Annotated in this window: 40 protein-coding genes; all 40 read right to left on the bottom strand. The window is 33.0% G+C overall.

Annotated elements, in window-relative coordinates; all coding sequences use genetic code 11:
- Nucleotides 1-164: 164 nt before the first annotated feature.
- The 40 genes from cwlD to tuf all read right to left on the bottom strand — a co-directional run bounded on the left by cwlD (nucleotide 165) and on the right by tuf (nucleotide 22,887).
- Nucleotides 165-881 (bottom strand): N-acetylmuramoyl-L-alanine amidase CwlD, encoded by a 717-nt coding sequence (cwlD, locus tag KXZ80_RS00765; protein WP_021431518.1) that lies wholly within the window; start codon nucleotides 879-881, stop codon nucleotides 165-167.
- 72 nt (nucleotides 882-953) lie between these two features.
- On the bottom strand, nucleotides 954-1,346 hold the full coding sequence (rpsI, locus tag KXZ80_RS00760) for a 30S ribosomal protein S9 (RefSeq protein ID WP_021431517.1): 393 nt from the start codon (nucleotides 1,344-1,346) through the stop codon (nucleotides 954-956).
- A 28-nt stretch (nucleotides 1,347-1,374) separates the two neighbouring features.
- Entirely contained in the window at nucleotides 1,375-1,806 is a 432-nt protein-coding gene (gene rplM, locus KXZ80_RS00755; protein WP_021431516.1) for a 50S ribosomal protein L13, read from the bottom strand.
- A gap of 119 nt (nucleotides 1,807-1,925) precedes the next feature.
- The gene (truA, locus tag KXZ80_RS00750) at nucleotides 1,926-2,657 is read right to left on the bottom strand and encodes a tRNA pseudouridine(38-40) synthase TruA (RefSeq protein WP_021428199.1); all 732 of its coding nucleotides are present in this window, start codon (nucleotides 2,655-2,657) and stop codon (nucleotides 1,926-1,928) included.
- Nucleotides 2,658-2,668: 11 nt separating this feature from the next.
- Nucleotides 2,669-3,466, bottom strand: coding sequence for an energy-coupling factor transporter transmembrane component T family protein (locus KXZ80_RS00745; RefSeq protein ID WP_021428202.1), 798 nt, complete (start codon nucleotides 3,464-3,466; stop codon nucleotides 2,669-2,671).
- Nucleotides 3,460-4,326 (bottom strand): energy-coupling factor transporter ATPase, encoded by an 867-nt coding sequence (locus KXZ80_RS00740; protein ID WP_021428217.1) that lies wholly within the window; start codon nucleotides 4,324-4,326, stop codon nucleotides 3,460-3,462. The genes KXZ80_RS00745 and KXZ80_RS00740 overlap by 7 nt, the downstream gene beginning before the upstream one ends.
- Complete coding sequence (locus KXZ80_RS00735; protein ID WP_021431515.1) at nucleotides 4,314-5,153, bottom strand: energy-coupling factor transporter ATPase; 840 nt, start codon at nucleotides 5,151-5,153, stop codon at nucleotides 4,314-4,316. Before KXZ80_RS00735 ends, KXZ80_RS00740 begins: the two co-directional genes overlap by 13 nt.
- Nucleotides 5,154-5,500: 347 nt before the next feature.
- Nucleotides 5,501-5,842: a 50S ribosomal protein L17 gene (gene rplQ, locus KXZ80_RS00730; protein ID WP_021122040.1), complete on the bottom strand. Its 342-nt coding sequence runs from the start codon at nucleotides 5,840-5,842 to the stop codon at nucleotides 5,501-5,503.
- A 19-nt stretch (nucleotides 5,843-5,861) separates the two neighbouring features.
- On the bottom strand, nucleotides 5,862-6,809 hold the full coding sequence (locus tag KXZ80_RS00725) for a DNA-directed RNA polymerase subunit alpha (protein WP_021428208.1): 948 nt from the start codon (nucleotides 6,807-6,809) through the stop codon (nucleotides 5,862-5,864).
- 77 nt (nucleotides 6,810-6,886) lie between these two features.
- The gene (gene rpsD, locus KXZ80_RS00720) at nucleotides 6,887-7,510 is read right to left on the bottom strand and encodes a 30S ribosomal protein S4 (protein WP_021428209.1); all 624 of its coding nucleotides are present in this window, start codon (nucleotides 7,508-7,510) and stop codon (nucleotides 6,887-6,889) included.
- 17 nt (nucleotides 7,511-7,527) lie between these two features.
- Nucleotides 7,528-7,926 carry a 30S ribosomal protein S11 gene (gene rpsK, locus KXZ80_RS00715; RefSeq protein ID WP_021428214.1) on the bottom strand — a complete coding sequence of 133 codons (399 nt, stop codon included), beginning with the start codon at nucleotides 7,924-7,926 and terminating at the stop codon, nucleotides 7,528-7,530.
- Between the two features lie 24 nt (nucleotides 7,927-7,950).
- On the bottom strand, nucleotides 7,951-8,322 hold the full coding sequence (gene rpsM, locus KXZ80_RS00710) for a 30S ribosomal protein S13 (protein ID WP_021122034.1): 372 nt from the start codon (nucleotides 8,320-8,322) through the stop codon (nucleotides 7,951-7,953).
- 166 nt (nucleotides 8,323-8,488) lie between these two features.
- Nucleotides 8,489-8,602 (bottom strand): 50S ribosomal protein L36, encoded by a 114-nt coding sequence (gene rpmJ, locus KXZ80_RS00705; RefSeq protein WP_021122033.1) that lies wholly within the window; start codon nucleotides 8,600-8,602, stop codon nucleotides 8,489-8,491.
- 34 nt (nucleotides 8,603-8,636) lie between these two features.
- The gene (infA, locus tag KXZ80_RS00700) at nucleotides 8,637-8,855 is read right to left on the bottom strand and encodes a translation initiation factor IF-1 (RefSeq protein WP_021122032.1); all 219 of its coding nucleotides are present in this window, start codon (nucleotides 8,853-8,855) and stop codon (nucleotides 8,637-8,639) included.
- Nucleotides 8,856-8,882: 27 nt separating this feature from the next.
- Entirely contained in the window at nucleotides 8,883-9,158 is a 276-nt protein-coding gene (locus tag KXZ80_RS00695) for a KOW domain-containing RNA-binding protein (protein ID WP_021431514.1), read from the bottom strand.
- A gap of 21 nt (nucleotides 9,159-9,179) precedes the next feature.
- A complete protein-coding gene (gene map, locus KXZ80_RS00690; RefSeq protein WP_021431513.1) occupies nucleotides 9,180-9,926 on the bottom strand; it encodes a type I methionyl aminopeptidase in 747 nt (248 codons plus the stop codon).
- Nucleotides 9,926-10,576: an adenylate kinase gene (locus KXZ80_RS00685; protein ID WP_021428218.1), complete on the bottom strand. Its 651-nt coding sequence runs from the start codon at nucleotides 10,574-10,576 to the stop codon at nucleotides 9,926-9,928. Before KXZ80_RS00685 ends, map begins: the two co-directional genes overlap by 1 nt.
- 14 nt (nucleotides 10,577-10,590) lie before the next feature.
- Nucleotides 10,591-11,859 (bottom strand): preprotein translocase subunit SecY, encoded by a 1,269-nt coding sequence (secY, locus tag KXZ80_RS00680; RefSeq protein ID WP_021431512.1) that lies wholly within the window; start codon nucleotides 11,857-11,859, stop codon nucleotides 10,591-10,593.
- A 44-nt stretch (nucleotides 11,860-11,903) separates the two neighbouring features.
- Nucleotides 11,904-12,347, bottom strand: coding sequence for a 50S ribosomal protein L15 (rplO, locus tag KXZ80_RS00675; RefSeq protein ID WP_021428219.1), 444 nt, complete (start codon nucleotides 12,345-12,347; stop codon nucleotides 11,904-11,906).
- Between the two features lie 36 nt (nucleotides 12,348-12,383).
- Nucleotides 12,384-12,569, bottom strand: a complete 186-nt coding sequence (gene rpmD, locus KXZ80_RS00670) for a 50S ribosomal protein L30 (RefSeq protein WP_021127557.1) — start codon at nucleotides 12,567-12,569, stop codon at nucleotides 12,384-12,386.
- Between the two features lie 15 nt (nucleotides 12,570-12,584).
- The gene (rpsE, locus tag KXZ80_RS00665) at nucleotides 12,585-13,094 is read right to left on the bottom strand and encodes a 30S ribosomal protein S5 (RefSeq protein ID WP_021428196.1); all 510 of its coding nucleotides are present in this window, start codon (nucleotides 13,092-13,094) and stop codon (nucleotides 12,585-12,587) included.
- An 18-nt stretch (nucleotides 13,095-13,112) separates the two neighbouring features.
- Nucleotides 13,113-13,481 carry a 50S ribosomal protein L18 gene (gene rplR / locus KXZ80_RS00660; RefSeq protein ID WP_021428220.1) on the bottom strand — a complete coding sequence of 123 codons (369 nt, stop codon included), beginning with the start codon at nucleotides 13,479-13,481 and terminating at the stop codon, nucleotides 13,113-13,115.
- Nucleotides 13,482-13,515: 34 nt separating this feature from the next.
- Nucleotides 13,516-14,058: a 50S ribosomal protein L6 gene (gene rplF / locus KXZ80_RS00655; RefSeq protein ID WP_021431511.1), complete on the bottom strand. Its 543-nt coding sequence runs from the start codon at nucleotides 14,056-14,058 to the stop codon at nucleotides 13,516-13,518.
- A 30-nt stretch (nucleotides 14,059-14,088) separates the two neighbouring features.
- Nucleotides 14,089-14,487 carry a 30S ribosomal protein S8 gene (rpsH, locus tag KXZ80_RS00650; RefSeq protein ID WP_021431510.1) on the bottom strand — a complete coding sequence of 133 codons (399 nt, stop codon included), beginning with the start codon at nucleotides 14,485-14,487 and terminating at the stop codon, nucleotides 14,089-14,091.
- A gap of 32 nt (nucleotides 14,488-14,519) precedes the next feature.
- The gene (locus KXZ80_RS00645; RefSeq protein WP_021431509.1) at nucleotides 14,520-14,705 is read right to left on the bottom strand and encodes a type Z 30S ribosomal protein S14; all 186 of its coding nucleotides are present in this window, start codon (nucleotides 14,703-14,705) and stop codon (nucleotides 14,520-14,522) included.
- A gap of 17 nt (nucleotides 14,706-14,722) precedes the next feature.
- Complete coding sequence (rplE, locus tag KXZ80_RS00640) at nucleotides 14,723-15,265, bottom strand: 50S ribosomal protein L5 (RefSeq protein WP_021431508.1); 543 nt, start codon at nucleotides 15,263-15,265, stop codon at nucleotides 14,723-14,725.
- A 24-nt stretch (nucleotides 15,266-15,289) separates the two neighbouring features.
- A complete protein-coding gene (gene rplX / locus KXZ80_RS00635; RefSeq protein ID WP_021428210.1) occupies nucleotides 15,290-15,595 on the bottom strand; it encodes a 50S ribosomal protein L24 in 306 nt (101 codons plus the stop codon).
- 22 nt (nucleotides 15,596-15,617) lie between these two features.
- Entirely contained in the window at nucleotides 15,618-15,986 is a 369-nt protein-coding gene (gene rplN / locus KXZ80_RS00630) for a 50S ribosomal protein L14 (RefSeq protein WP_021122016.1), read from the bottom strand.
- 25 nt (nucleotides 15,987-16,011) lie between these two features.
- Nucleotides 16,012-16,266, bottom strand: a complete 255-nt coding sequence (gene rpsQ, locus KXZ80_RS00625) for a 30S ribosomal protein S17 (RefSeq protein ID WP_021428205.1) — start codon at nucleotides 16,264-16,266, stop codon at nucleotides 16,012-16,014.
- 23 nt (nucleotides 16,267-16,289) lie between these two features.
- Nucleotides 16,290-16,493, bottom strand: coding sequence for a 50S ribosomal protein L29 (gene rpmC, locus KXZ80_RS00620; RefSeq protein WP_021122014.1), 204 nt, complete (start codon nucleotides 16,491-16,493; stop codon nucleotides 16,290-16,292).
- Between the two features lies 1 nt (nucleotide 16,494).
- On the bottom strand, nucleotides 16,495-16,926 hold the full coding sequence (gene rplP / locus KXZ80_RS00615) for a 50S ribosomal protein L16 (RefSeq protein WP_021428207.1): 432 nt from the start codon (nucleotides 16,924-16,926) through the stop codon (nucleotides 16,495-16,497).
- Nucleotides 16,927-16,959: 33 nt separating this feature from the next.
- Nucleotides 16,960-17,760, bottom strand: coding sequence for a 30S ribosomal protein S3 (gene rpsC, locus KXZ80_RS00610; protein ID WP_021431507.1), 801 nt, complete (start codon nucleotides 17,758-17,760; stop codon nucleotides 16,960-16,962).
- 21 nt (nucleotides 17,761-17,781) lie between these two features.
- A complete protein-coding gene (gene rplV, locus KXZ80_RS00605) occupies nucleotides 17,782-18,117 on the bottom strand; it encodes a 50S ribosomal protein L22 (RefSeq protein WP_021428211.1) in 336 nt (111 codons plus the stop codon).
- A gap of 33 nt (nucleotides 18,118-18,150) precedes the next feature.
- Nucleotides 18,151-18,432 (bottom strand): 30S ribosomal protein S19, encoded by a 282-nt coding sequence (gene rpsS / locus KXZ80_RS00600; protein ID WP_021428212.1) that lies wholly within the window; start codon nucleotides 18,430-18,432, stop codon nucleotides 18,151-18,153.
- Between the two features lie 33 nt (nucleotides 18,433-18,465).
- On the bottom strand, nucleotides 18,466-19,296 hold the full coding sequence (gene rplB, locus KXZ80_RS00595; RefSeq protein WP_021431506.1) for a 50S ribosomal protein L2: 831 nt from the start codon (nucleotides 19,294-19,296) through the stop codon (nucleotides 18,466-18,468).
- Between the two features lie 31 nt (nucleotides 19,297-19,327).
- A complete protein-coding gene (gene rplW, locus KXZ80_RS00590; protein ID WP_021431505.1) occupies nucleotides 19,328-19,618 on the bottom strand; it encodes a 50S ribosomal protein L23 in 291 nt (96 codons plus the stop codon).
- Nucleotides 19,618-20,241 carry a 50S ribosomal protein L4 gene (rplD, locus tag KXZ80_RS00585; protein WP_021431504.1) on the bottom strand — a complete coding sequence of 208 codons (624 nt, stop codon included), beginning with the start codon at nucleotides 20,239-20,241 and terminating at the stop codon, nucleotides 19,618-19,620. The genes rplW and rplD overlap by 1 nt, the downstream gene beginning before the upstream one ends.
- 28 nt (nucleotides 20,242-20,269) lie before the next feature.
- Nucleotides 20,270-20,899, bottom strand: a complete 630-nt coding sequence (gene rplC / locus KXZ80_RS00580) for a 50S ribosomal protein L3 (protein ID WP_021431503.1) — start codon at nucleotides 20,897-20,899, stop codon at nucleotides 20,270-20,272.
- A gap of 91 nt (nucleotides 20,900-20,990) precedes the next feature.
- Nucleotides 20,991-21,302, bottom strand: coding sequence for a 30S ribosomal protein S10 (gene rpsJ, locus KXZ80_RS00575; RefSeq protein WP_021431502.1), 312 nt, complete (start codon nucleotides 21,300-21,302; stop codon nucleotides 20,991-20,993).
- A gap of 391 nt (nucleotides 21,303-21,693) precedes the next feature.
- On the bottom strand, nucleotides 21,694-22,887 hold the full coding sequence (gene tuf, locus KXZ80_RS00570; RefSeq protein WP_021428171.1) for an elongation factor Tu: 1,194 nt from the start codon (nucleotides 22,885-22,887) through the stop codon (nucleotides 21,694-21,696).
- Nucleotides 22,888-22,889: the final 2 nt, after the last annotated feature.

Raw genomic sequence — 22,889 nt, 5'->3', positions numbered from 1 at the left:
CAACACTTTTTCCATATTTTTTATTTTATTTTTTTCAACATTTTTCACTATCAAGTCTAATCACTTGATATAACTAGACTTAAACTTATTTTAATTTTTATATTTTTGCACATAAAAATAACTTATATATTTAAATACATAAGTTATTCTTTACATTTTTAAATTTAATTATGTACATTTGTTCCAAAATATTTTTGAATACCTGCATATATAGCCCACGCTACTTTTTCTTGATACTTTTCATCGTTCAATAGTTTAGATTCTTTTTCATTAGATAAAAAACCACACTCTATTAACACTGAAGGAATTTTATTATCCTTTAACAAATAAATATCATTACTTGGTTTAACTTCTCTTTGATTTGTTTCATCTACAACTCTTTTTAATTCATCTTGAATAAATTTCGATAACAATTTACTATCATCTTGTCCTTGAGGATAAAAAGTTTGTGCTCCGTAATACTTACTCTGTTCAAACTTATTCAAATGAACAGATACAAAAGCATCTACACCTGACTCTTCAATCATTTTCTTTCTATTTTTTAGATTTTCATTGTACTTCTGTCTAGTTGTCTTATCTGGGCTCTCTTCGTACAAGCTAACGTCATCTTCTCTAGTTAACAATACTAAACATCCACTTGATTCTAACAACTCTCTTAGCTTCAATGTTATTTGTAAGTTTATATCTTTTTCTTCCACAGACTCATCATCACTTAAAGCCCCTGGATCTATCCCCCCATGTCCTGCATCTAAAAGAATAACCTTATTAGTCACAGGCATGTACGTTAATACATCTTGAGAATTTTTTTTGACTTCAAATATAAATATAGCCAAAAAACATAAAAGAGCTCCAATCAAACTTACATGCTTAATATATTTCATATAATATCACCCCATATATTATATAAAAAAAGACTTTGGAATATTCCAAAGTCTTTGAGTAAACATATATAATTATCTCTTTGAGAATTGTGGAGCTCTTCTTGCTGCCTTTAATCCGTATTTCTTTCTTTCCTTCATTCTAGCATCTCTAGTTAAGAAACCTTCTTTCTTTAAAGCTGGTCTTAACTCAGCATCTACTGTTAATAAAGCTCTAGATATACCATGTCTTATAGCTCCAGCTTGTCCAGTGAATCCTCCACCTTCAACTTTTACTATAACATCGTATTTGTTTTCAGTTCCTGTTAAAACTAATGGTTGTTTAACATCTCTTATTAAAGTTTCATAGTTGAAGAACTCTTCAACTTTTCTTCCATTTACTATTATATTTCCTTCACCTGCAACTAATCTTACTCTTGCTACAGAGTGTTTTCTTCTTCCTGTTCCATAGTATTGAACGTTAGCCATGATTAACTCCTCCTTTCACCCGTTATGATTATTTAAAGTTTAAAACTTCTGGATTTTGAGCTTCGTGTCCGTGGTTTGGTCCAGCAAATACTCTTAATCTAGTCATCATTCTGCTTCTTAATTTGTTCTTACATAACATACCGCTAACAGCATGCATAACAACCTCTTCAGGTTTCTTTTCCATCATTACTCTATATGTTGTTTCTTTTAATCCACCTACATATCCAGTGTGGTATCTGTACATCTTTTGATCTAATTTCTTTCCTGTTAAAACTACTTTATCAGCATTTACAACAACAACGAAATCTCCACCATCAACGTGAGGAGTGAAAGTTGGTTTATGCTTTCCTCTTAATATTGTAGCTATTTCAGTAGCCATACGACCTAATGTTTTTCCTTCAGCATCAACTACGTACCATTTTCTTTGTACGTCAGCTGGTTTAGCTATATAACTTTTCATTACAAGTCCCTCCTTATCTTATTTCCATATGATATTTTACCGTCTATGTCAAGTCCGGGGCAAGTGGACTTATTAACACACTCTTGTATATTTTAATACATGCACCCTAGTGTGTCAAGCTAATAATCAACTTTTTTGAGAAATAATCCGTGTGCTGGAGCCGTATGTCCTGCCATCGATCTCAACTTTGATTCTATTATGCTCGACATGCTATTATCTATTTTTCCTCTTCCTATATCAACTAACGTTCCAACTATAATCCTAACCATATTATATAAAAATCCATTACCTTCAATTTCTATAACTATCAAGTCTTCACACTTTGAAATATCTATATCATAAATAGTTCTAACTGTATCTTTAACACTTGATCCCGAGCTCATAAATCCCTTAAAATCATGTGTTCCTTTTAATGATTCAGCTTCTTTTTTCATCTTTTTAAAGTCTAAATCATATTTTACAAAATAAGAAATATCACTATATATAGGGCTTCTATATCGGTTGTTATATATAATATATCTATATCTTTTTCCTTTAGCTGAATATCTAGAGTGAAAATCTAAATTCACTTCTTCTGCATTTATTATAACTATATCTTTCGGCAACTTAGAATTTAATGCATTAGGTATTTTTTCAATAGGAATATTACACTCCGTATTAAAATTTGCAACTTGTCCCAACGCATGAACCCCTGCATCTGTTCTTCCAGATCCAGTTATTTTTACACTCTCATTAGTTATATCTTTTATTGATTGTTCAATATTACCTTGAATACCCAATGAATCATTTTGCTTTTGCCATCCACAAAATCTTTTACCATTATATTGGATAGTTAATTTTATATTTCTCATATTATACCTCTTTAAACAAATCTTATGAACACTATAATTCCTAAGTATAAAACTTGTACAACATATGCTATATAATCTGCTTTAGTCATTATACACTCTTTCATCTTAGTTCTATTATCTCCGCCTCTATAACATCTAGCTTCCATAGCCATAGCTAACTCATCAGCCCTTCTAAACGCACTAATAAATAAAGGTATTAATAAGGGAACTAGGTTCTTAGCTCTATTTATGATATTTTTACTTTCAAAATCTGCTCCTCTAGACATTTGAGCTTTCATTATTTTATCTGTCTCATCTAATAAAGTAGGTATAAATCTTAGAGCTATAGTCATCATCATAGCTAACTCATGAACTGGAAATCCTATTTTCTTAAAAGGATTCAATAGTCTCTCTATACCATCTGTAAGTTCTATAGGTGATGTAGTAAGTGTTAAAAGAGATGTCCCTACAACTAAGAATATAAGTCTTAAAGCCATAAATATAGCTTGACTAACACCTTGGTATGTTATCTTTACAAATCCAAATGACCATATAGGGTCTCCAGGTATAAAAAATATATTAATTACAAATGTAAATATTATAATCCATTTTAAAGGTTTTAATCCTTTCATAATGAACTTTCCTGGTATTTTAGATAAACCTATTACTGCAATTAAGCTTCCTACCACTATTAAATATGGCCAAAATTTATTTATTATAAACAAAGATATCATAAATATAAACGTTGCTATAAGCTTAACTCTAGCATCTAATTTATGAATACTCGAGTTTGTAGGATAATATTGGCCTATCGTTATATCTTTTAACATTTTCCCTTACCTCTCATAACTCTTATTATTTCGTTTTTAATTTCTTCTATAGTAATTGCATCTTCTTTTATCTCAAATCCATGTTCTTTTAATTTTATAGATAATTCCAATACTTGAGGTATATCTAGCCCAATCTCTTTAAGTCTACTAGAATGATTATTAAACACTTCTCTTGTAGGTCCCATAAACTCAACTTTACCTGAATTCATAACTATTATAGTTTTTACTAACTTAGCCATATCATCCATGCTATGAGAAGATAATATTATAGTCATATTTTTTTCTTCATGTAAATCTTTTATTAATTTGAAAATTTCATCTCTACCTTTTGGGTCTAATCCTGCTGTTGGTTCATCTAATATTAACACTTCTGGATTCATAGCTATAACTCCAGCTATTGCTACCCTTCTTTTTTGACCTCCTGATAACTCAAAAGGTGATTTATCTTTAAACGCTTCATAATCAAGCCCGACAGCTTCCATAGATGCTTTAATCCTATTGCTTATCTCTTCTTCTCCTAAACCCAAATTTGAAGGCCCAAAAGCTATATCCTTTTCGACAGTTTCTTCAAATAGCTGATACTCAGGATATTGGAATACAACACCGACTTTTTTTCTTATATCTGTTAAGTTTAAATTTTTATCGGTTATATCAAATTCATTTATTAAAATTTTTCCTGATGAAGGTTTAAGAATTCCATTTAGATGTTGAATTAAAGTAGATTTTCCAGAACCAGTATGCCCTATTAATCCAACAAAATCACCTGATTTAATCTCTAATGTTATATCATCTAAGGCTCTACTTTCAAATGGTAACCCTTCATTATATATATGAGTTAAATTTTTTATTACAATTGACATAGTTTCACCACCATCTCATCTACAGTTAATATATCTCCATCTATATCTAATCCTTTTTCTTTAAGTTCTTTACTTAATTCAGTCATACACGGCACATCTAACCCTATACTTTTTAACATTTCAACTTTTGAAAAAACTTCTTTAGGAGTACCTTCCAATACTTTTTTCCCTTTTTCCATAACAATAACTCTATCTGCATCAACTGCTTCTTCCATAAAGTGAGTTATATGCATTATACTTATATTCTCTTCTTTATTTAATCTTTTAATTGTTTTCATTACTTCTTTTCTTCCAGATGGATCTAACATAGCTGTAGCCTCATCAAATATTATGCATTTAGGTTTCATAGCTATTATACCCGCTATTGCTACCCTTTGTTTCTGCCCTCCTGATAATAAATGAGGTTGTCTATCTCTCATATCATACATTCCTACGCTTTTAAGAGACTCTTCTACCCTTTTTCTTATTTCCGGGGGATCTATACCTAAATTTTCAGGACCAAATGCAACATCTTCTTCTACTATAGTAGCTACTATTTGATTATCTGGGTTTTGAAATACCATACCTGCAGTTTGCCTAATATCCCATAAATTTTTTTCTTCTTTTGTATTTAATCCATTTATATAAATATTTCCAGTCGTTGGCATAAGAATTGCATTTAAGTTTTTAGAAAGAGTTGATTTTCCAGATCCATTATGACCTATAACTACAACAAACTCTCCTTGTTTTACATTTAAACTTAAGTTATCTATAGCTTTAAACTTATCCTCTTCTGTTACATATTCAAATGAAATATCTTCAACACTTACTATATCATTAACTTTCATAAACTTTTCTCCTTTTGTTAGTAGTGCTCTTAATTTACAATTTCTATTGTATTATAACACAATTTAAATTCTAAATTAATATAAAAATCCACCTAAAATACAAGTGTCTAACTTTATATTTCATTTTATCATTCATTAAATTTCAAAAGTTATTTGTAAAACAAAAAAATCATTCACATTCACAACTAGACATACAATTCACTTTGTAAATTCAGTATTTTTATTATGTAATTAAATTTTTTGATTTAAATATATAAATCTTATTTTATAGTTTATCATCATTTTAATGTATGAATGTTTTTCTTGAATATAAAAAAAGGACTAGGCTAAGCCTAATCCTTTATATACTATACTAATTCTATTAGAGCCATTTCAGCAGCGTCGCCTCTTCTTGGTCCTATTTTTATTATTCTAGTGTATCCACCGTTTCTCTCTGCATATTTCGGAGCTATATCAGTGAATAAGTTGTTAACTACTGTCTCATCTAAAACATAAGCTAAAACTTGTCTTCTAGCATGAAGATCCCCTCTCTTAGCAAGAGTTATCATCTTTTCTGCCATTCTACGAGTTTCTTTTGCTCTAGTAACTGTAGTTTCTATTTTTCCATTTCTTAGTAAGTCTGTTACTAAGTTTCTTAACATAAGATTTCTATGAGCAGTTACACGTCCTAATTTACGGTACTTAGCCATGCTTATCCCTCCTTTGCACTTACTCTTCGCTTGGTTTAAGATTTAATCCAAGTTCTTCTAACTTTTGGATAACTTCTTCTAATGATTTTTTACCTAAGTTTCTAACTTTCATCATGTCTTCTTCAGATCTATTAGCTAATTCTTCAACTGTATTTATTCCCGCTCTCTTTAAACAGTTGTAAGATCTAACTGATAAGTCAAGTTCTTCGATAGTCATCTCTAGAACTTTTTCTTTTTGATCTTCTTCTTTTTCTACCATTATTTCAACATTGCTTACATGCTCTGTTAAATCAATGAATAGATTTAGATGTTCAACTAGAACCTTAGCTGCAAGTGATATTCCTTCTTGAGGATTTATACTTCCATTAGTCCAAACTTCAAGTATTAATTTATCGTAATCTGATTTTTGACCAACTCTAGTATTTTCTACATGGTAGCTAACTTTTTCAACAGGAGTATATATTGAGTCTACAGGAAGAACTCCTATAGGCATATGCTCTGTTTTATTGTCTTCAGAAGATACATAACCTCTTCCTTTGTTAACAGATATTTCCATGTTAAGTTTAGAATTATCATCTAGCGTAGCTATATGTAAATCTTTACTTATTATTTCAACATCTGGAGGACATATTATGTCAGCACCTGTTACTGTGCATGGTCCTTGCGCTTCTATTTTAAGTGTTCTACTTCCTTCACCATCTATAGTAGCTGATAATTCTTTTAATGCTAATATTATTTCTGTAACATCTTCTTTAACACCAGACACTGTTGTGAATTCATGAAGAACTCCATCTATTCTTATAGAGTTAACAGCTACTCCTGGTAAAGAAGATAATAATATTCTTCTTAGTGCATTACCTATAGTTATTCCATATCCTCTTTCTAGAGGCTCTATAACGAATTTACCATATCTATGGTCTTCGCTAATTTCAATTATATCTACTCTTGGTTTTTCTATTTCTATCATGGACAAAACCCTCCTTAAAATTTATTAATCCACTGAGGGTAAACAAAATCTTAAAATATTTTTTATAACTATACTTATTACTTAGAGTAAAGCTCTATTATTAAGTGTTCAGCTATTTCAAGATCTATATCTTCTCTTCCTGGATTAGCAACAACAGAAGCTGTCATGTTCTCTAAGCTAGCATCTAACCATTTAGGAGCTATTCTTGAGCTATTTTCAACTAATCCTTTGAATTTTGCAGAAGATTTAGATGTTTCTTTAACAGCTATAACATCTCCATTAGAAACTGTTAAAGAAGGTATATCTACCTTATGTCCGTTTAAAGTGAAGTGACCGTGTCTTACTAATTGTCTAGCTTCTTTTCTAGAAGATGCTAATCCCATTCTGTAAACTACGTTGTCTAATCTTCTTTCTAATAAGCTTAATAAGTTTTCCCCTGTTATTCCAGGTGTTTTCTCAGCACGCTCATATAAATTTCTGAATTGAGTTTCTAAAACTCCGTATATTCTCTTAACTTTTTGTTTTTCTCTTAATTGTAATCCATAGTTAGAAACTTTCTTTCTTCCTTGTCCATGTTGTCCTGGAGCATAGTTTCTTTTAACTATAGCACATTTGTCAGTATAACATCTGTCACCTTTAAGGAATAACTTCATTCCTTCTCTACGACATTGTCTACATGATGCACCTGTATATCTTGCCATTAATTACACCTCCTATATTACACTCTTCTTCTTTTTGGTGGTCTACATCCGTTGTGTGGTATTGGAGTAACGTCTTTTATCATAGTTACTTCTAATCCAGTTGCTTGTAAAGCTCTTATAGCAGCTTCTCTACCAGAACCTGGTCCTTTTACGAATACTTCTACAGTCTTTAATCCGTGTTCCATTGCAGCTTTAGCAGCTGTTTCAGCAGCCATTTGAGATGCAAATGGAGTTGCTTTTCTTGATCCTTTGAATCCTAATTGTCCAGAACTTGCCCAAGATAATGCGTTACCATGAACGTCTGTTAAAGTTATTATAGTATTGTTAAAAGTTGATTGTATATGAGCATGTCCACGTTCTATGTTTTTACGCTCTCTTCTTCTAACACGTGTAACTTTCTTTTTTGGTTTAGCCATTATTCTTCCCTCCTCTTCTAACTATTACTTCTTCTTCTTACGAGATACAGTCTTTCTAGGACCTTTTCTAGTTCTAGCGTTAGTCTTAGTCTTTTGACCTCTTAGAGGAAGACCTTTAGCATGTCTCATACCTCTGTAACATTTTATATCTCTTAATCTCTTTATGTTTAAAGCTATTTCTCTTCTTAAATCTCCCTCAACTAAGAAATCATTGTCTATTATCTTTCTTAAGTCATTTACTTGATCTTCAGATAAATCTTTGATTCTTACGTTAGGATCTATGTCAGCTTTAGCTAATATTTCGTTAGCAGTTGCCTTACCTATACCGTAGATATATGTTAAGCCTATTTCTGCTCTTTTTTCTCTAGGTAAATCTACCCCAGCTATTCTTGCCATACTTTGCACCTCCTACAACTTAACTTTTTTAACTTTTTTCATGATTAAATTTTCTTAAATAATAAGTTAATTCCGGTTCATGTTTATATAAAATCCAAAAAAAGTTTGTTAATTATCACAATATGATATTATACTATAATATTTAACAAAATGCTAGCACAATTTATTAACCTTGCTTTTGCTTGTGCTTAGGATTTTCACATATAACCATTACTCTACCTTTTCTCTTTATTACTTTACATTTTTCACACATTGGTTTTACTGATGGTCTTACTTTCATTATTAATCCCTCCTTATAGACTAGCATCGATAGTCTACTTCTTACGCCAAGTAATTCTTCCTCTTGTAAGGTCATATGGAGAAAGCTCAACATTAACTTTATCTCCTTCAAGAATCCTTATAAAGTTCATTCTTAGCTTCCCAGAAAGATGACATAAAACTTCATGTCCATTTTCTAGCTTGACTTTAAACATAGCATTAGGTAAGTTTTCTGTAACTGTACCCTCAAATTCTATAACATCTTTTTTGGCCATTAACTAACCAAACCTCCATTCAATAAGCTAAACATTGTTTAACTTTCCAAGTTCAGCTCTTAAAAAAGTATTTGTGATAGATTCATCTGACTCTATCTTATTTTTAACCATACAATTAATAATATCATACTTTTGCAAGTGCTTAACTTTTTTTAGTTTAGGATTTTCAAGTTTTCTTTTTTTACCATCTGAGATAAGAACATACTTATCATCAATTATTTTTACTACGAAAAACAATCTACCAGCATCTCTTCCAGATGTATTTTTAACAACTTGCCCTACACTTATGTTATTTGATAGCATAATTTCCACCTACATTTCTGACTATAACTTTGTTAATATCAAAGGTTCATCTTCAGTAATAGCTATCGTATGCTCATAATGAGCTGACCTTTTAGAGTCATTTGTAACAATCGTCCAACCATCACCTAACATTTTAACATAGTGTGTACCATAGTTAACCATAGGCTCTATTGCAAGAACCATACCCTCTTTAAGTTTAGGGCCCTTACCTGGACGTCCATAATTAGGTATTTGAGGATCTTCATGTAGTTGTTTACCAACTCCATGTCCTACAAGGTCTCTAACTACAGAAAAATTGTTATTTTCTACATGTGTTTGTACTGCGTGCGAAATGTCAGAAAGTCTACATCCTAGTTTAGCAAACTTTAATCCTTCATAGAAGCTTTCTTTTGTTACTTCTATTAATTTCCTATCCTCTTCAGATATTATGCCTACCGCATGTGTTTTTGCTGAATCTGCATGATATCCTTTAAAATAAGCACCGATATCGATACTTATAATATCTCCGTCTTTTAAAGTTTTAGATCCAGGTATTCCATGTACAACTTCTTCATTAATAGAAGCGCATATAGATCCTTTAAATCCGTTATAACCTTTAAAAGATGGGATAGCATTATATTTTCTAATATGATTTTCAGCTATTTCATCTAACTTTAAAGTAGATATTCCCGGTTTAATAGCATCTCTTAAAATCTCATGTGTTTCAGCAACGATTTTACCTGATTCTCTCATAAGTTCAATCTCTTGCTTAGATTTTAAAATAATCATTATTTTTCACTTCCTAGAGCCTCAACTATATCTCCAAATACATTATCTATAGATTGTTGACCATTTATATTAGCTATTATACCTTCTTCAGAATAATAGTTAACTAAAGGCTTAGTTTCATCTAAGTAAACTTGTATTCTTTTTGATACAGTTTCTTCATTATCATCAGCTCTTTGGTAAAGTTCTCCTCCACATACATCGCATACGCCATCTACTTTTGGAGGATTAAACTCAACATGGTAAGTAGCTCCGCAAGATTTGCAGATTCTTCTACCTACTGCTCTACCTACTAATATATCTTTATCAACTTCAATGTTAACAACTTTGTCTAAAGATATACCAACTTCTTTTAGATATTCATCTAAATGTTGAGCTTGAGCTACATTTCTTGGGAATCCATCTAACATGAATCCTTTTTCACAATCAGATTGAGCTATTCTATCAGTAACTAAACCTACTGTTAATTCATCTGGAACTAAAAGACCTTGATCTATATATCCTTTAGCTTTTTTACCAAGTTCTGTACCTTCTTTTATATTCTTTCTGAATATATCTCCAGTTGATATATGAGGTATATTGTATTTTTCTACTATCCCTGCTGCTTGAGTACCCTTACCCGCACCAGGAGGTCCAAGTAATATTATTCTCATATGATCATCTCCATTTATTTTAAAAAGCCTTGATAGCTTCTCATTACTAGATTTGATTCTAGCTGTCTCTTAAGCTCTAATGCAACACCTACAACTATAAGTAATGATGTACCAGCTAAACTTAAATGTACGCCAGTAAATTTACCTATTATAGAAGGAATTACAGCTATAACAGCTAAGAATAATGCTCCTGCTAAAGTTAATCTTGATAATATTCTATTTAAGTAGTCCATAGTTGGATTACCCGGTCTTATACCTGGTATAAAACCTCCACTATTTTTCATATTATTAGTTATATCTTCAGTATTGAACGATATAGTAGTATAGAAATAAGAGAAAAATATTATTAACACAACTTCTATAACTAAATAGATCCAGAATCCTGGCTCTCCAGTTGGAGATAAGAATTTAGTTACAAATGCTTGAGCATCTTTCCCCATAAATATAGCTATAGTTTGAGGGAAAGCTAACAATGAACTTGCAAATATAACTGGAATAACTCCAGATTGATTCACTTTCATTGGTATATGAGAATTTTGACCCCCATATGTTTTTCTTCCTACAACTCTTTTAGCATATTGTACAGGTATTTTTCTTGTAGCTTCTTGTATATATGTAACCGCAGCTACTGTAAGAAGCGATACTACAGCCATAACTATTAATACCCATAATCCAACGCTTCCGCTTTCAAATTGAGATATTGATTGAGTTATGTCTTTAGGAATTCTTGATATAATTCCTATAAATATTATTATAGAGCTTCCATTACCTAATCCTTTTTCAGTAATCTTATCTCCCATCCACATTAAAAGCATACTTGCTGAAATTAATGTGACTATAACAGTAACTATAAAAAATACACTATCTGTTTGTAAAGCACGTCTCACTATTCCTAGTGTTATACCGATAGCTTGTACTATAGCTAATCCTAATGCTGTATACTTAGTGTATTTATTTATCTTTTTCTTACCTTCTTCACCAGACTTTTGAAGTTCTTCAAGAGCCGGGAATCCAATAGTTAAAAGTTGAATGATTATAGATGCCGTTATATAAGGACTGATTCCTAATGCAAATAAGGTAAAGTTACTAAAAGCTCCTCCTGTAAACATATTATACAGGGAAAGAAGACCGTTTCCGTCAACCATTCCCTTTATAATATCTCTATTAACTCCAGGTACAGGAATTGTACATCCTATCCTAAAGATAACAATCATCATCAAAGTATATAAAATTTTTCTTCTTACATCTTTTATTTTCCAAGCTTGTTTTAAGTTTGACAGCACGTTAAACTCACCCCTGCCTTATGGCCAAGAGTTAGCAGATTAGATTAAACTAATTCTGCTTTTCCTCCAGCTTTTTCTATTTTTTCTTGCGCTGAAGCAGTAAACTTAGCAGCTTTTATAGTTAAAGCTCTTTCTAAGTTACCTTCACCTAAGATTTTAACGCCGTCTTTTTCTATTTTGCTTATTACTCCAGTTGACTTAAGTAATTCAGCTGTTATTTCTGTTCCGTTTTCGAATCTATTTAAAGTTTCTACGTTAACTAGTGAGTAAACTTTCTTACAAGGATTCTTGAATCCTCTCTTAGGAAGTCTTCTAGCAAGTGGCATTTGTCCACCTTCGAATCCAACTCTTACTCCACCACCTGAACGAGACTTTTGACCTTTTTGTCCACGTCCTGAAGTTTTACCTTGTCCAGTAGCAGTACCTCTTCCTAATCTTTTTTTAGAAGAAACTGCACCTTCAGCAGGTCTTAATTCATGTAACTTCATGGATTGCACCTCCCTTAGTATTTGTTTAAATTATTATTATTCAGCTATTTCAGTAACTTCTACTAAGTGACTAACTTTAGCTATTATACCTCTCATTTGAGCGTTGTCTTCTTTAACAACTACTTGCTCTCTTTTTCTTAATCCTAACGCTTCTACGTTCTTTCTTTGGTTAGGAGTAGTTCCTATTGTACTTCTAACTAACTTTATTTGTAATTTAGCCATTTTTTTACTACCTCCTTACCCTAGAAGATCTTCTACTTTTTTACCTCTAAGTTTAGCTATATCTTCAGCTGTTCTTAAAGATTTTAAACCTTCTATTGTAGCATTTACCATGTTTCTTGGGTTGTTAGTTCCTAAAGATTTAGCTCTAACATCCTTTAATCCAGCTAATTCAAGTACAGCTCTAGCAGGTCCCCCAGCTATAACTCCTGTACCTTGAGCAGCAGGCATTATTAATATTTTTCCAGCACCAAAATGTCCGTTTGTTTGGTGAGGTATAGTTGTACCAACCATAGGTACAGTTATTAAATTCTTCTTAGCATCTTCAACTGCTTTTCTTATAGCATCTGGTACTTCCATAGCTTTACCAGCACCTATACCAACGTGTCCGTTTTCATCTCCAACAACTACTAAAGCTGCAAATCTAAAGTTTCTACCACCTTTAACAACCTTAGTAACACGTCTTACTTCGATAACTTTCTCTTGAAGATCAAGTTGTCTTGCATCTATTGGTTTACGACGTAGCATTATTTTCCCTCCTTTGTATTAGAACTTAAGTCCAGCTTCTCTAGCACCTTCTGCTAATTCTTGAACTCTTCCGTGATATAAGTATCCACCTCTGTCAAATACAACTTCAGTTATACCTTTCTCTACAGCTCTCTTAGCAACAAGTTCTCCAACTTTTTTAGCTGCTTCTTTATTTCCACAGTGATTAACAGCACCTTTTATTTCAGCTTCTAAAGAAGATGCAGAAACAACAGTTACTCTGTTTGTATCATCTATTATTTGAGCATATATGTTATTAGAACTTCTAAATATACATAATCTTGGTCTTTGAGTAGTTCCAGTTATTTTTCTACGAACTCTCTTATGTCTTTGAAGTCTATTTGCGTTTTTGTTAGCTTTTTTAAACACAGAGATCACTCCTTTCTAGCTTTTATGTTTGGTATTATTTCTTACCAGTTTTACCTTCTTTACGTCTTACAACTTCACCAGCGTATCTTATACCTTTACCTTTGTATGGCTCTGGCTCTCTCCAAGCTCTTATCTTAGCAGCATAGTTACCTACTAATTGCTTGTCGATTCCTTTAACAACTAATTCAGTTTGGTTTGGAGCTTCAACAGTTATTCCTTCTGGATCTACCATCTCAACTGGATGAGAGTATCCTAAGTTCATAACTAACTTGTTTCCTTGCTTTTGAGCTCTGTAACCAACACCAACTAACTCTAACTTCTTTTCGAATCCAGTAGTAACACCTACTACCATATTATCTATTAAAGTTCTAGTTAATCCGTGTAAAGATCTATGTTTTTTATTATTAGTTGGTCTTTCAACTAATATAGTATTTTCTTCTTTTTTTATAGCTAATTCATTAGTGAATTGCTTTGTTAAAGTTCCTTTTGGTCCTTTTACTGTAACTAAGTTATCCTCAGCTATAGTTACTTCAACACCTGTAGGAACGTTTATTGGCTTAACACCTATTCTTGACATAGTTGCACCTCCTTACATTGTTCGTTTTTATTACCACACGTAGCAGATTACTTCTCCACCAACGGCTGCATTTCTAGCTTGCTTGTCAGTTAATATACCTTTAGAAGTAGATATTATTGATATACCTAATCCATTTAATACTTTTGGTAATTCTTCTTTAGCAGCGTAAACTCTCATACCAGGCTTAGATATTCTCTTTAATCCTGTTATAACTCTCTCGCCTATTTGTCCGTACTTTAATTGTATTCTTATTATTCCTTGCTTTCCATCTTCTATAACATCGTACCCTCTTATGAAACCTTCTTCTAATAAGATTCTAGCTAATTCTTTCTTCATATTAGAAGCAGGAACATCAACAGTTTCATGCTTAACCATGTTAGCATTTCTTATACGTGTTAACATATCTGCTATTGGATCTGTCATTGTCATAATTGTAAACCTCCTTCCATTTTAACCAAGTCTTACCAACTTGCTTTTCTTACACCAGGTATTTGACCTTTATAAGCTAATTCTCTAAAGCATATACGGCATACACCGAATTTTCTTAGCACAGAATGTGGTCTACCACATATTGTACATCTAGTGTACTCTCTAGTTGAGTACTTTTGCTTTTTTTGTTGTTTTACAACCATCGCTTTTCTAGCCACTGGAATCCCTCCTTTATTTACTTAGAATATGGCATTCCTAATAATCTTAATAACTCACTAGCTTCTTCATCAGTTTTAGCTGTAGTTACGAATATTACATCCATTCCTCTTACTTTGTCAACCTTGTCGTACTCTATTTCAGGGAATATAAATTGCTCTTTTAATCCTAAAGCGTAGTTTCCTCTTCCATCGAATGCATTAGCATTAACTCCTCTGAAGTCCCTAACTCTTGGTAAAGAAATGTTTACTAACTTGTCCATGAAGTAGAACATCTTGTCAGCTCTTAAAGTAACTTTAGTTCCAACAGGCATTCCTTCTCTTAATTTGAAGTTAGCTACTGATTTTCTAGCCTTTGTTATAACTGGCTTTTGTCCAGATATCATTTCTAATTCTGCAACTGCAGCTTCTAATCCTTTTGGATTTTCTCTTGCATCACCTATACCCATGTTTATTACTATTTTCTCTAACTTAGGTATTTCCATAACATTTTTGTATCCAAATTTCTCCATTAAAGCTGGAGCAACTTCTTTAACATATTTTTCTTGTAATCTAGAAGTCATTTGTGGTCCCTCCTTTCAAGCTTATTATAATTCTTTTCCGCTCTTTACTGATACTCTAACTTTTTGCCCATCTTTAACTTCAACTCTAACTCTAGTACCTTTTCCTGTTTCAGGATCTACTGGCATTACGTTAGATATGTGTATTGGGGCTTCTTTATTTATTATTCCACCTTGTGGGTTAACAGCAGTTGGCTTTTGGTGTTTAGTTATAACGTTAACACCTTCAACTAATACTTTATTAGTTTTAGTGAAAACCTTAGCAACTGTACCTTTTTTACCTTTATCTTTTCCTGCTATAACTACAACAGTGTCACCTTTTTTTACACGCATCATGTCCTATTGCACCTCCTTATTATAGTACTTCTGGAGCAAGAGATACTATCTTCATAAAGTCGTTGTCTCTTAACTCTCTAGCAACAGGCCCGAATATACGAGTTCCTACTGGAGTTTTATCATCTTTTATGATAACCGCAGCATTCTCGTCGAATGATATATAACTACCATCTTTACGTCTTACGCCTTGCTTAGTTCTTACTATAACAGCTTTAACTACTTTACCTTTTTTTACAACTCCACCTGGTGTTGCACTTTTAACAGTTGCAACTATAACGTCACCTATGTTACCATATCTTCTTTTACTTCCGCCTAATACACGGATAGTTAAAAGTTCTTTAGCTCCTGAGTTATCAGCAACTCTTAGACGTGATTCTTGTTGTATCATATCGTAATCCCTCCTTCTCTACAAACTACTTAACTTTCTCTATAACGTCAACTAGTCTGAATCTCTTGTCTTTAGATAAAGGTCTAGTTTCCATTATTCTTACTCTATCTCCGATGCTACATACGTTGTTTTCATCGTGAGCCTTAAATTTCTTAGTTCTCTTAACTGGCTTGTTATATAATGGATGACGTACGAAATCTTCAACAGCAACAACTATTGTTTTTTCCATTTTATTACTAACAACACGGCCTACTCTTACTTTTCTTCTTCCTCTTTCCATGTTTGACAGCCTCCTTTCCAAAATTAAGCTCTAGTTTCGTTTAACTTTCTTTCAGCAAGTATAGTTTTAACTCTAGCTATATCTTTCTTAACGAACTTGATTCTTGCTGTGTTTTCTAATTGACCAGTAGCTAATTGGAATCTTAAGCTAAATAATTCACTTTTAAAACCATTTAACTTGTTCATTAACTCTTCGCTTGTTAAATCTCTTAGTTCTTTAGCTTTCATCCTATTCACCACCCTCTACTTCTAAATCTTCACGTTTCACAAACTTACATTTAACTGGAAGTTTATGCATAGCAAGTCTCATTGCTTCTCTAGCTTTATCTTCTGAAACACCTGCTAATTCGAACATAACTCTTCCTGGTTTAACTACTGCTACCCAGTATTCTGGTGAACCTTTACCAGCACCCATACGAGTTTCTGCAGGTTTTCTTGTTACTGGTTTGTGAGGGAATATCTTTATCCAAACTTTTCCCCCTCTTTTTATATATCTAGTCATAGCTATTCTGGCAGCTTCTATTTGGTTAGAAGTTATCCAAGATGGCTCTAAAGCAACTAAACCGAACTCTCCATAAGTAACTTTGTTACCTTTATGAGCCTTTCCAGCTAAGCTACCTCTGTGTACTCTACGACGTTTTACTCTTTTTGGCATTAACATGAGTATTTTCCTCCTTCCTTAACTGTGCTTCTATTAAGCTTGTTTATTCTCAGTTCTTTGAGGTCTTGGTCCTCTGTTGTTTGATCTATTGTTGTTTGATCTATCATTTCTTCTGTCGTTTCTTCTATCGTTTCTTCTATTGTCTCTTCTATCTCTTCTATTGTTATCTCTTCTATCTTCTCTTGGGTTTACACCGTTTCTAGTTGGTAAAACTTCTCCGTTGCATATCCAAACTTTGATACCAGTCTTTCCATAAGTAGTGTTTGCTTCAGCAAATCCGTACTCTATGTCAGATCTTATTGTTTGAAGAGGTACATTTCCTTCGCTGTATCCTTCAGTTCTAGCCATTTCAGCTCCACCAAGTCTACCAGAAGCAGATACTTTTATACCTTTAACTCCTGATTTCATAGCTCTTTGTATTGCTTGCTTCATAGCTCTTCTGAAAGCAACCCTTCTTTCTATAGCTAAAGCTATATTTTCAGCTACTAATTGAGCTTCTCTATCTGGGTTTCTAACTTCTACTATGTTAACTATAACATTTTTCTTAGTCATCTTTTCTAACTCAGCTTTAAGAGCTTCTATTCCAGCTCCACCTTTACCTATAACTACACCTGGCTTAGCAACGTGTAAGTCTAGCTTTAATTTGTTTGCTGATCTTTCTATTTCTATCTTAGCAACACCAGCTGAGTATAATTTATTCTTTAAGAATTTACGTATATTATGGTCTTCTAATAATAAGTTTCCGAACTCTTTTTTATCAGTTGCGAACCATCTTGAGTCCCAGTCCTTTATAACACCGACTCTTAAACCGTGTGGATTAACCTTTTGACCCATGTGTTTCCCTCCTATCTATTATTATTTTTTCTCTTTAAGAACAACCTCTATATGAGAAGTTCTCTTTCTTATCATAGTTGCACGACCCATAGCTCTAGGCATGAATCTCTTCATAGTTGGTCCTTGATTAGCAACTATTGAAGCTATATATAAATTTTCAACATCCATCTCGTGATTGTTTTCTGCATTAGCTTTCGCTGATTTTACAACCTTAGCTATTATTGAAGCAGCTCCTCTTGGAGTATACTTTAATATTGCTAAAGCTTCATCAACATTTTTTCCTCTAACAAGGCCGCATATTTGACCTGCTTTTCTAGGTGATACACGTACGTATTTTGCAGTAGCTTTTGCTTCCATTACAATTTCCTCCTTCCTTAGTTAGATCTTTAATTATCTTCTCTTATTAGATTTTTCGTCGTCCTTGTGCCCTTTGAAAGTTCTTGTAGGAACGAATTCACCTAACTTGTGTCCAACCATATCTTCAGTTATATAAACTGGCACATGTTTTCTTCCATCATGTACAGCTATTGTATGTTCAACCATTTGTGGGAATATAGTTGAAGATCTTGACCAAGTCTTTATAACTTCTCTATTTCCAGAAGCATTCATATCTTCTATCTTCTTTAAAAGTCTTGCATGTATAAAAGGTCCTTTTTTAGTTGATCTTGACATTTTATTTCCTCCTTTCGAGCAAAAATAAATCTATTACTTAGTTCTTCTTGATACTATTAACTTATCAGAAGCTTTATTTTTCTTTCTAGTTTTATATCCAAGTGCTGGTTTACCCCAAGGTGTAACTGGATTAGCTCTACCTATTGGAGATCTACCTTCCCCTCCACCGTGTGGATGGTCACAAGGGTTCATTACAGAACCTCTAACTGTAGGTCTTATACCCATATGTCTTTTTCTACCAGCTTTACCTATAACAACGTTACCGTGTTCTAAGTTTCCAACTTGTCCTATTGTAGCTTTACAATTTATGCTTACTAATCTCATTTCACCTGATGGTAATCTTAGTAATGCAGTTTTTCCTTCTTTAGCCATTAATTGAGCAGATGCTCCAGCAGATCTAACTAACTGAGCTCCTTTTCCTGGCTTTAATTCAACGTTGTGTACTACTGTACCAACTGGCATATCTTTTAATGCCATTGCGTTACCTGGCTTTATATCAGCTTCTGGTCCTGATAATACAGTATCTCCAACTTGTATTCCAACTGGAGCTAGTATATATCTTTTTTCACCGTCAGCATAGTTTAATAATGCTATGTTAGCAGTTCTATTTGGATCATACTCAACAGTAGCAACCTTAGCAGGTATTCCATCTTTATTTCTCTTGAAATCTATTATTCTATATTTTCTTCTGTTTCCTCCACCTCTGTGACGAACAGTTATTTTACCATGTACGTTTCTTCCAGAATTCTTTTTTAATGAAACTAAAAGAGATCTTTCTGGTTCATTACAAGTTATTTCATCAGAAACTAAAACTGTCATTTGTCTTAAGGCAGGAGAAGTTGGTCTAAACTTTTTTATAGCCATCTGTTTTCCCTCCTTTGTTTATTAAGGTTAATTACATACCTTGGAAGAATTCTATTTCTTTACTATCAGCAGTTAACTTAACTACTGCTTTCTTGAAACTTGCAGTTCTTCCTTCGTTTCTACCCATTCTCTTAACTTTTCCATCGTAGTTTAAAGTATTTACTTTATCAACTTTAACTCCGAATATGCTTTCTACAGCTTTCTTTATTTCAGTTTTGTTTGCGCTTTTAGCAACAACAAAAGTATATTTCTTTTCAACCATTTCAGTCATACTTTGTTCAGTTACAACTGGTTTCATTATTATATCATGTGGATTAGTCATTATGCGTACACCTCCTCCACTTTCTTAACTGCGTCTGTAGTTATTACGAAAGTATCGTACTTTAATATGTCATAAACGTTTATAGTATTAACTGTAGCAGCTTGAACACCTTCTATGTTTCTAGCTGATTTTACAACGTTCTCGTTCTTTTCAGCTGTTACTACTAAAGCTTTCTTAGAAGCATTTATGTTCTTTAATATTTGAACGAATTCTTTAGTTTTTGGAGCTTCCATATTTAAAGCATCTAAAACTATTATTTCGTTGTTTTGAACTTTAGATGATAAAGCTGATTTTATAGCTAATCTTCTAACTTTCTTTGGTAAAGTGTAACTGTAATCTCTTGGCTTAGGTGCAAAAGCAACTCCTCCACCAACCCATTGTACAGCTCTTATAGAACCTTGTCTAGCTCTACCAGTTCCTTTTTGTTTCCAAGGTTTTCTTCCGCCACCTCTAACTTCTGCTCTAGTTTTAGCAGATTGAGTACCTTGTCTCTTGTTTGCTAATTGATTTTTAACTACTTCGTATAATACGTGCTCGTTAACTTCAACACCGAATATAGCTTCTGCTAATTCGATTTCTCCAACATTTTGTCCATTAACATTTAATATATTTAATTTTGGCATTGTGCTTCCTCCTTTCTTAGGTTAGTTATTATTTAGAAGCCTTTACTGCTTCTTTTATAGTTACTACTGAACCTTTAGCTCCTGGTATAGCACCCTTAACTAATATAAGGTTCTTATCAGCATCTACTCTAACTACTTCTAAGTTTTGAACAGTTACTGTAACGCTACCCATGTGACCAGCAAGTTTTTTGTTTTTGAAAACTCTACCTGGGAAAGAACATGCTCCCATTGAACCTGGTCTTCTGTGGTATCTAGAACCGTGAGATTCAGGACCTCTTGATTGACCATGTCTCTTTATTGGACCTTGGAATCCCTTACCTTTACTTGTTCCAGTAACATCTATCATTTCTCCAGCTGCAAATATATCAGCTTTCATTTCTTGTCCTACTGTGAACTCTTCTACTGAATCCATTCTGAATTCTTTTAAGTGTTTCTTTAATACGTTAGCAGCAGCAAGATGTCCTTTTTGAGGCTTGTTTAAAGATTTCTCTTTAGCATCTGCAAAACCTACTTGAACTGCATTGTATCCTTCTTTTTCTGTTGTCTTTATTTGAGTAACCACTACTGGTCCTGCTTCAACAACAGTTACAGGTACTACATTCCCTGCTTCAGTGAATATTTGAGTCATTCCTAACTTTTTTCCTAATATTCCTTTCATATCGCACCTCCTATAATCTTACAGCGGATTATGATTTCTCATAATCATTCTAAGATAGTTGCCTTATAGGATCGTATCTTAGAGGCTTATCTTATAACTTTATTTCTATATCAACACCAGCTGGTAAGTCTAACTTCATTAATGAGTCAACTGTCTTAGGTGTTGGGTTTGCTATGTCTATTAATCTCTTATGAGTTCTCATTTCGAATTGCTCTCTAGAGTCCTTATACTTGTGTACAGCTCTTAATATAGTTACAACTTGCTTTTCAGTTGGTAGTGGCACAGGTCCTGAAACTTGTGATCCAGCTTTTTTAGCAGTTTCAACTATTTTAGCAGCTGAAAAATCTAATAATTTGTGATCATATGACTTTAATCTTATTCTTATTTTTCCATTGTTAGCCATTTTAGTTTCCCTCCTTTATCGTACGTTTAATTTTTTTGGTTACGCACGACTGATACCGATACACAGTTCCGGGTGTGTTGTGTTTTTTTAAAAATCGGCATCTCGTCGCCTATCTCTAGGATATTACTTTACTTGTCTTTCATTTCGCATCTCTCAAGCACACTATTATATTTTATATTATTTTTTACTTTTTTTCAAGTTTTTTTTATAATTTTACAAAATATTTTTTGTATGTAAAACTTACTACAAATTTTGTGTTGAGAATCTTAACGGGTACTAGGATAGTATATATTCTTTCAACAATTTTGTCAATGTTTTTTATTTTTAAATAATCCAATAAAAAAAGGAAGATGTCAAACATCTTCCTTTTATATATATAGTGGATAATAGATTACTCTATTATAGAAGAAACAACACCTGATGCTACTGTTCTTCCACCTTCTCTTATTGCAAATCTTAATCCTTCTTCTATTGCTATTGAGTTTATTAACTCTATATTCATTTGGATGTTATCTCCAGGCATAACCATTTCTACACCTTCTGGTAACTTACAAGCTCCTGTTACGTCAGTTGTTCTGAAGTAGAATTGAGGTCTGTATCCATCGAAGAATGGAGTATGTCTTCCTCCTTCTTCTTTCTTTAATACGTATACTTCTGCATTGAACTTAGTGTGAGGCTTAACAGTTCCTGGCTTAGCTAAAACTTGTCCTCTTTCTATTTCATTTCTTTGTACACCTCTTATTAATGCTCCTATGTTATCTCCAGCTTGTGCTTGGTCTAATAACTTTCTGAACATTTCTACTCCTGTTATTACCATTTTTCTTGGCTCTTCAGCTAAACCTACTAGTTCAACTTCGTCTTGAACCTTTAATACTCCTCTTTCAACTCTACCTGTAGCAACTGTTCCTCTACCTGTTATAGAGAATACGTCTTCTACTGGCATTAAGAAGTCTTTATCTACATCTCTCTCTGGAGCTGGTATATATTCGTCTATTTGCTCGAATAATTCAACTATCTTATCTCCCCACTCTGAAGAAGAATCTTGTAATGCCATTAAAGCAGATCCTCTTACTATTGGAGTGTCATCTCCTGGGAATTCGTACTCATTTAATAAGTCTCTAACTTCCATTTCAACTAACTCTAATAATTCTTCATCGTCTACCATATCACATTTGTTTAAGAATACTACTATGTATGGTACACCAACTTGTCTTGATAATAATATATGCTCTCTTGTTTGAGGCATTGGTCCATCAGTTGCAGAACAAACTAATATAGCACCGTCCATTTGAGCAGCACCTGTTATCATGTTCTTAACGTAGTCAGCGTGTCCTGGGCAGTCAACGTGAGCGTAATGTCTGTTTGGAGTCTCATATTCAACGTGAGCAGTTGATATTGTGATTCCTCTTTCTCTTTCTTCTGGAGCTTTATCTATATTAGCGAAATCTACTGCTTCCCCTAATTGATATCTATCGAATAATGTTTTTGTTATAGCTGCAGTTAATGTAGTTTTACCGTGGTCAACGTGACCTATTGTTCCTATATTAACGTGTGGCTTGTTTCTTTCAAATTTAGCTTTAGCCATTT

The sequence above is a fragment of the Paraclostridium bifermentans genome (genome assembly GCF_019916025.1).
In the GTDB taxonomy this organism is placed as follows: domain Bacteria; phylum Bacillota; class Clostridia; order Peptostreptococcales; family Peptostreptococcaceae; genus Paraclostridium; species Paraclostridium bifermentans.
This window is presented reverse-complemented; position numbering and strand designations above follow the sequence as displayed.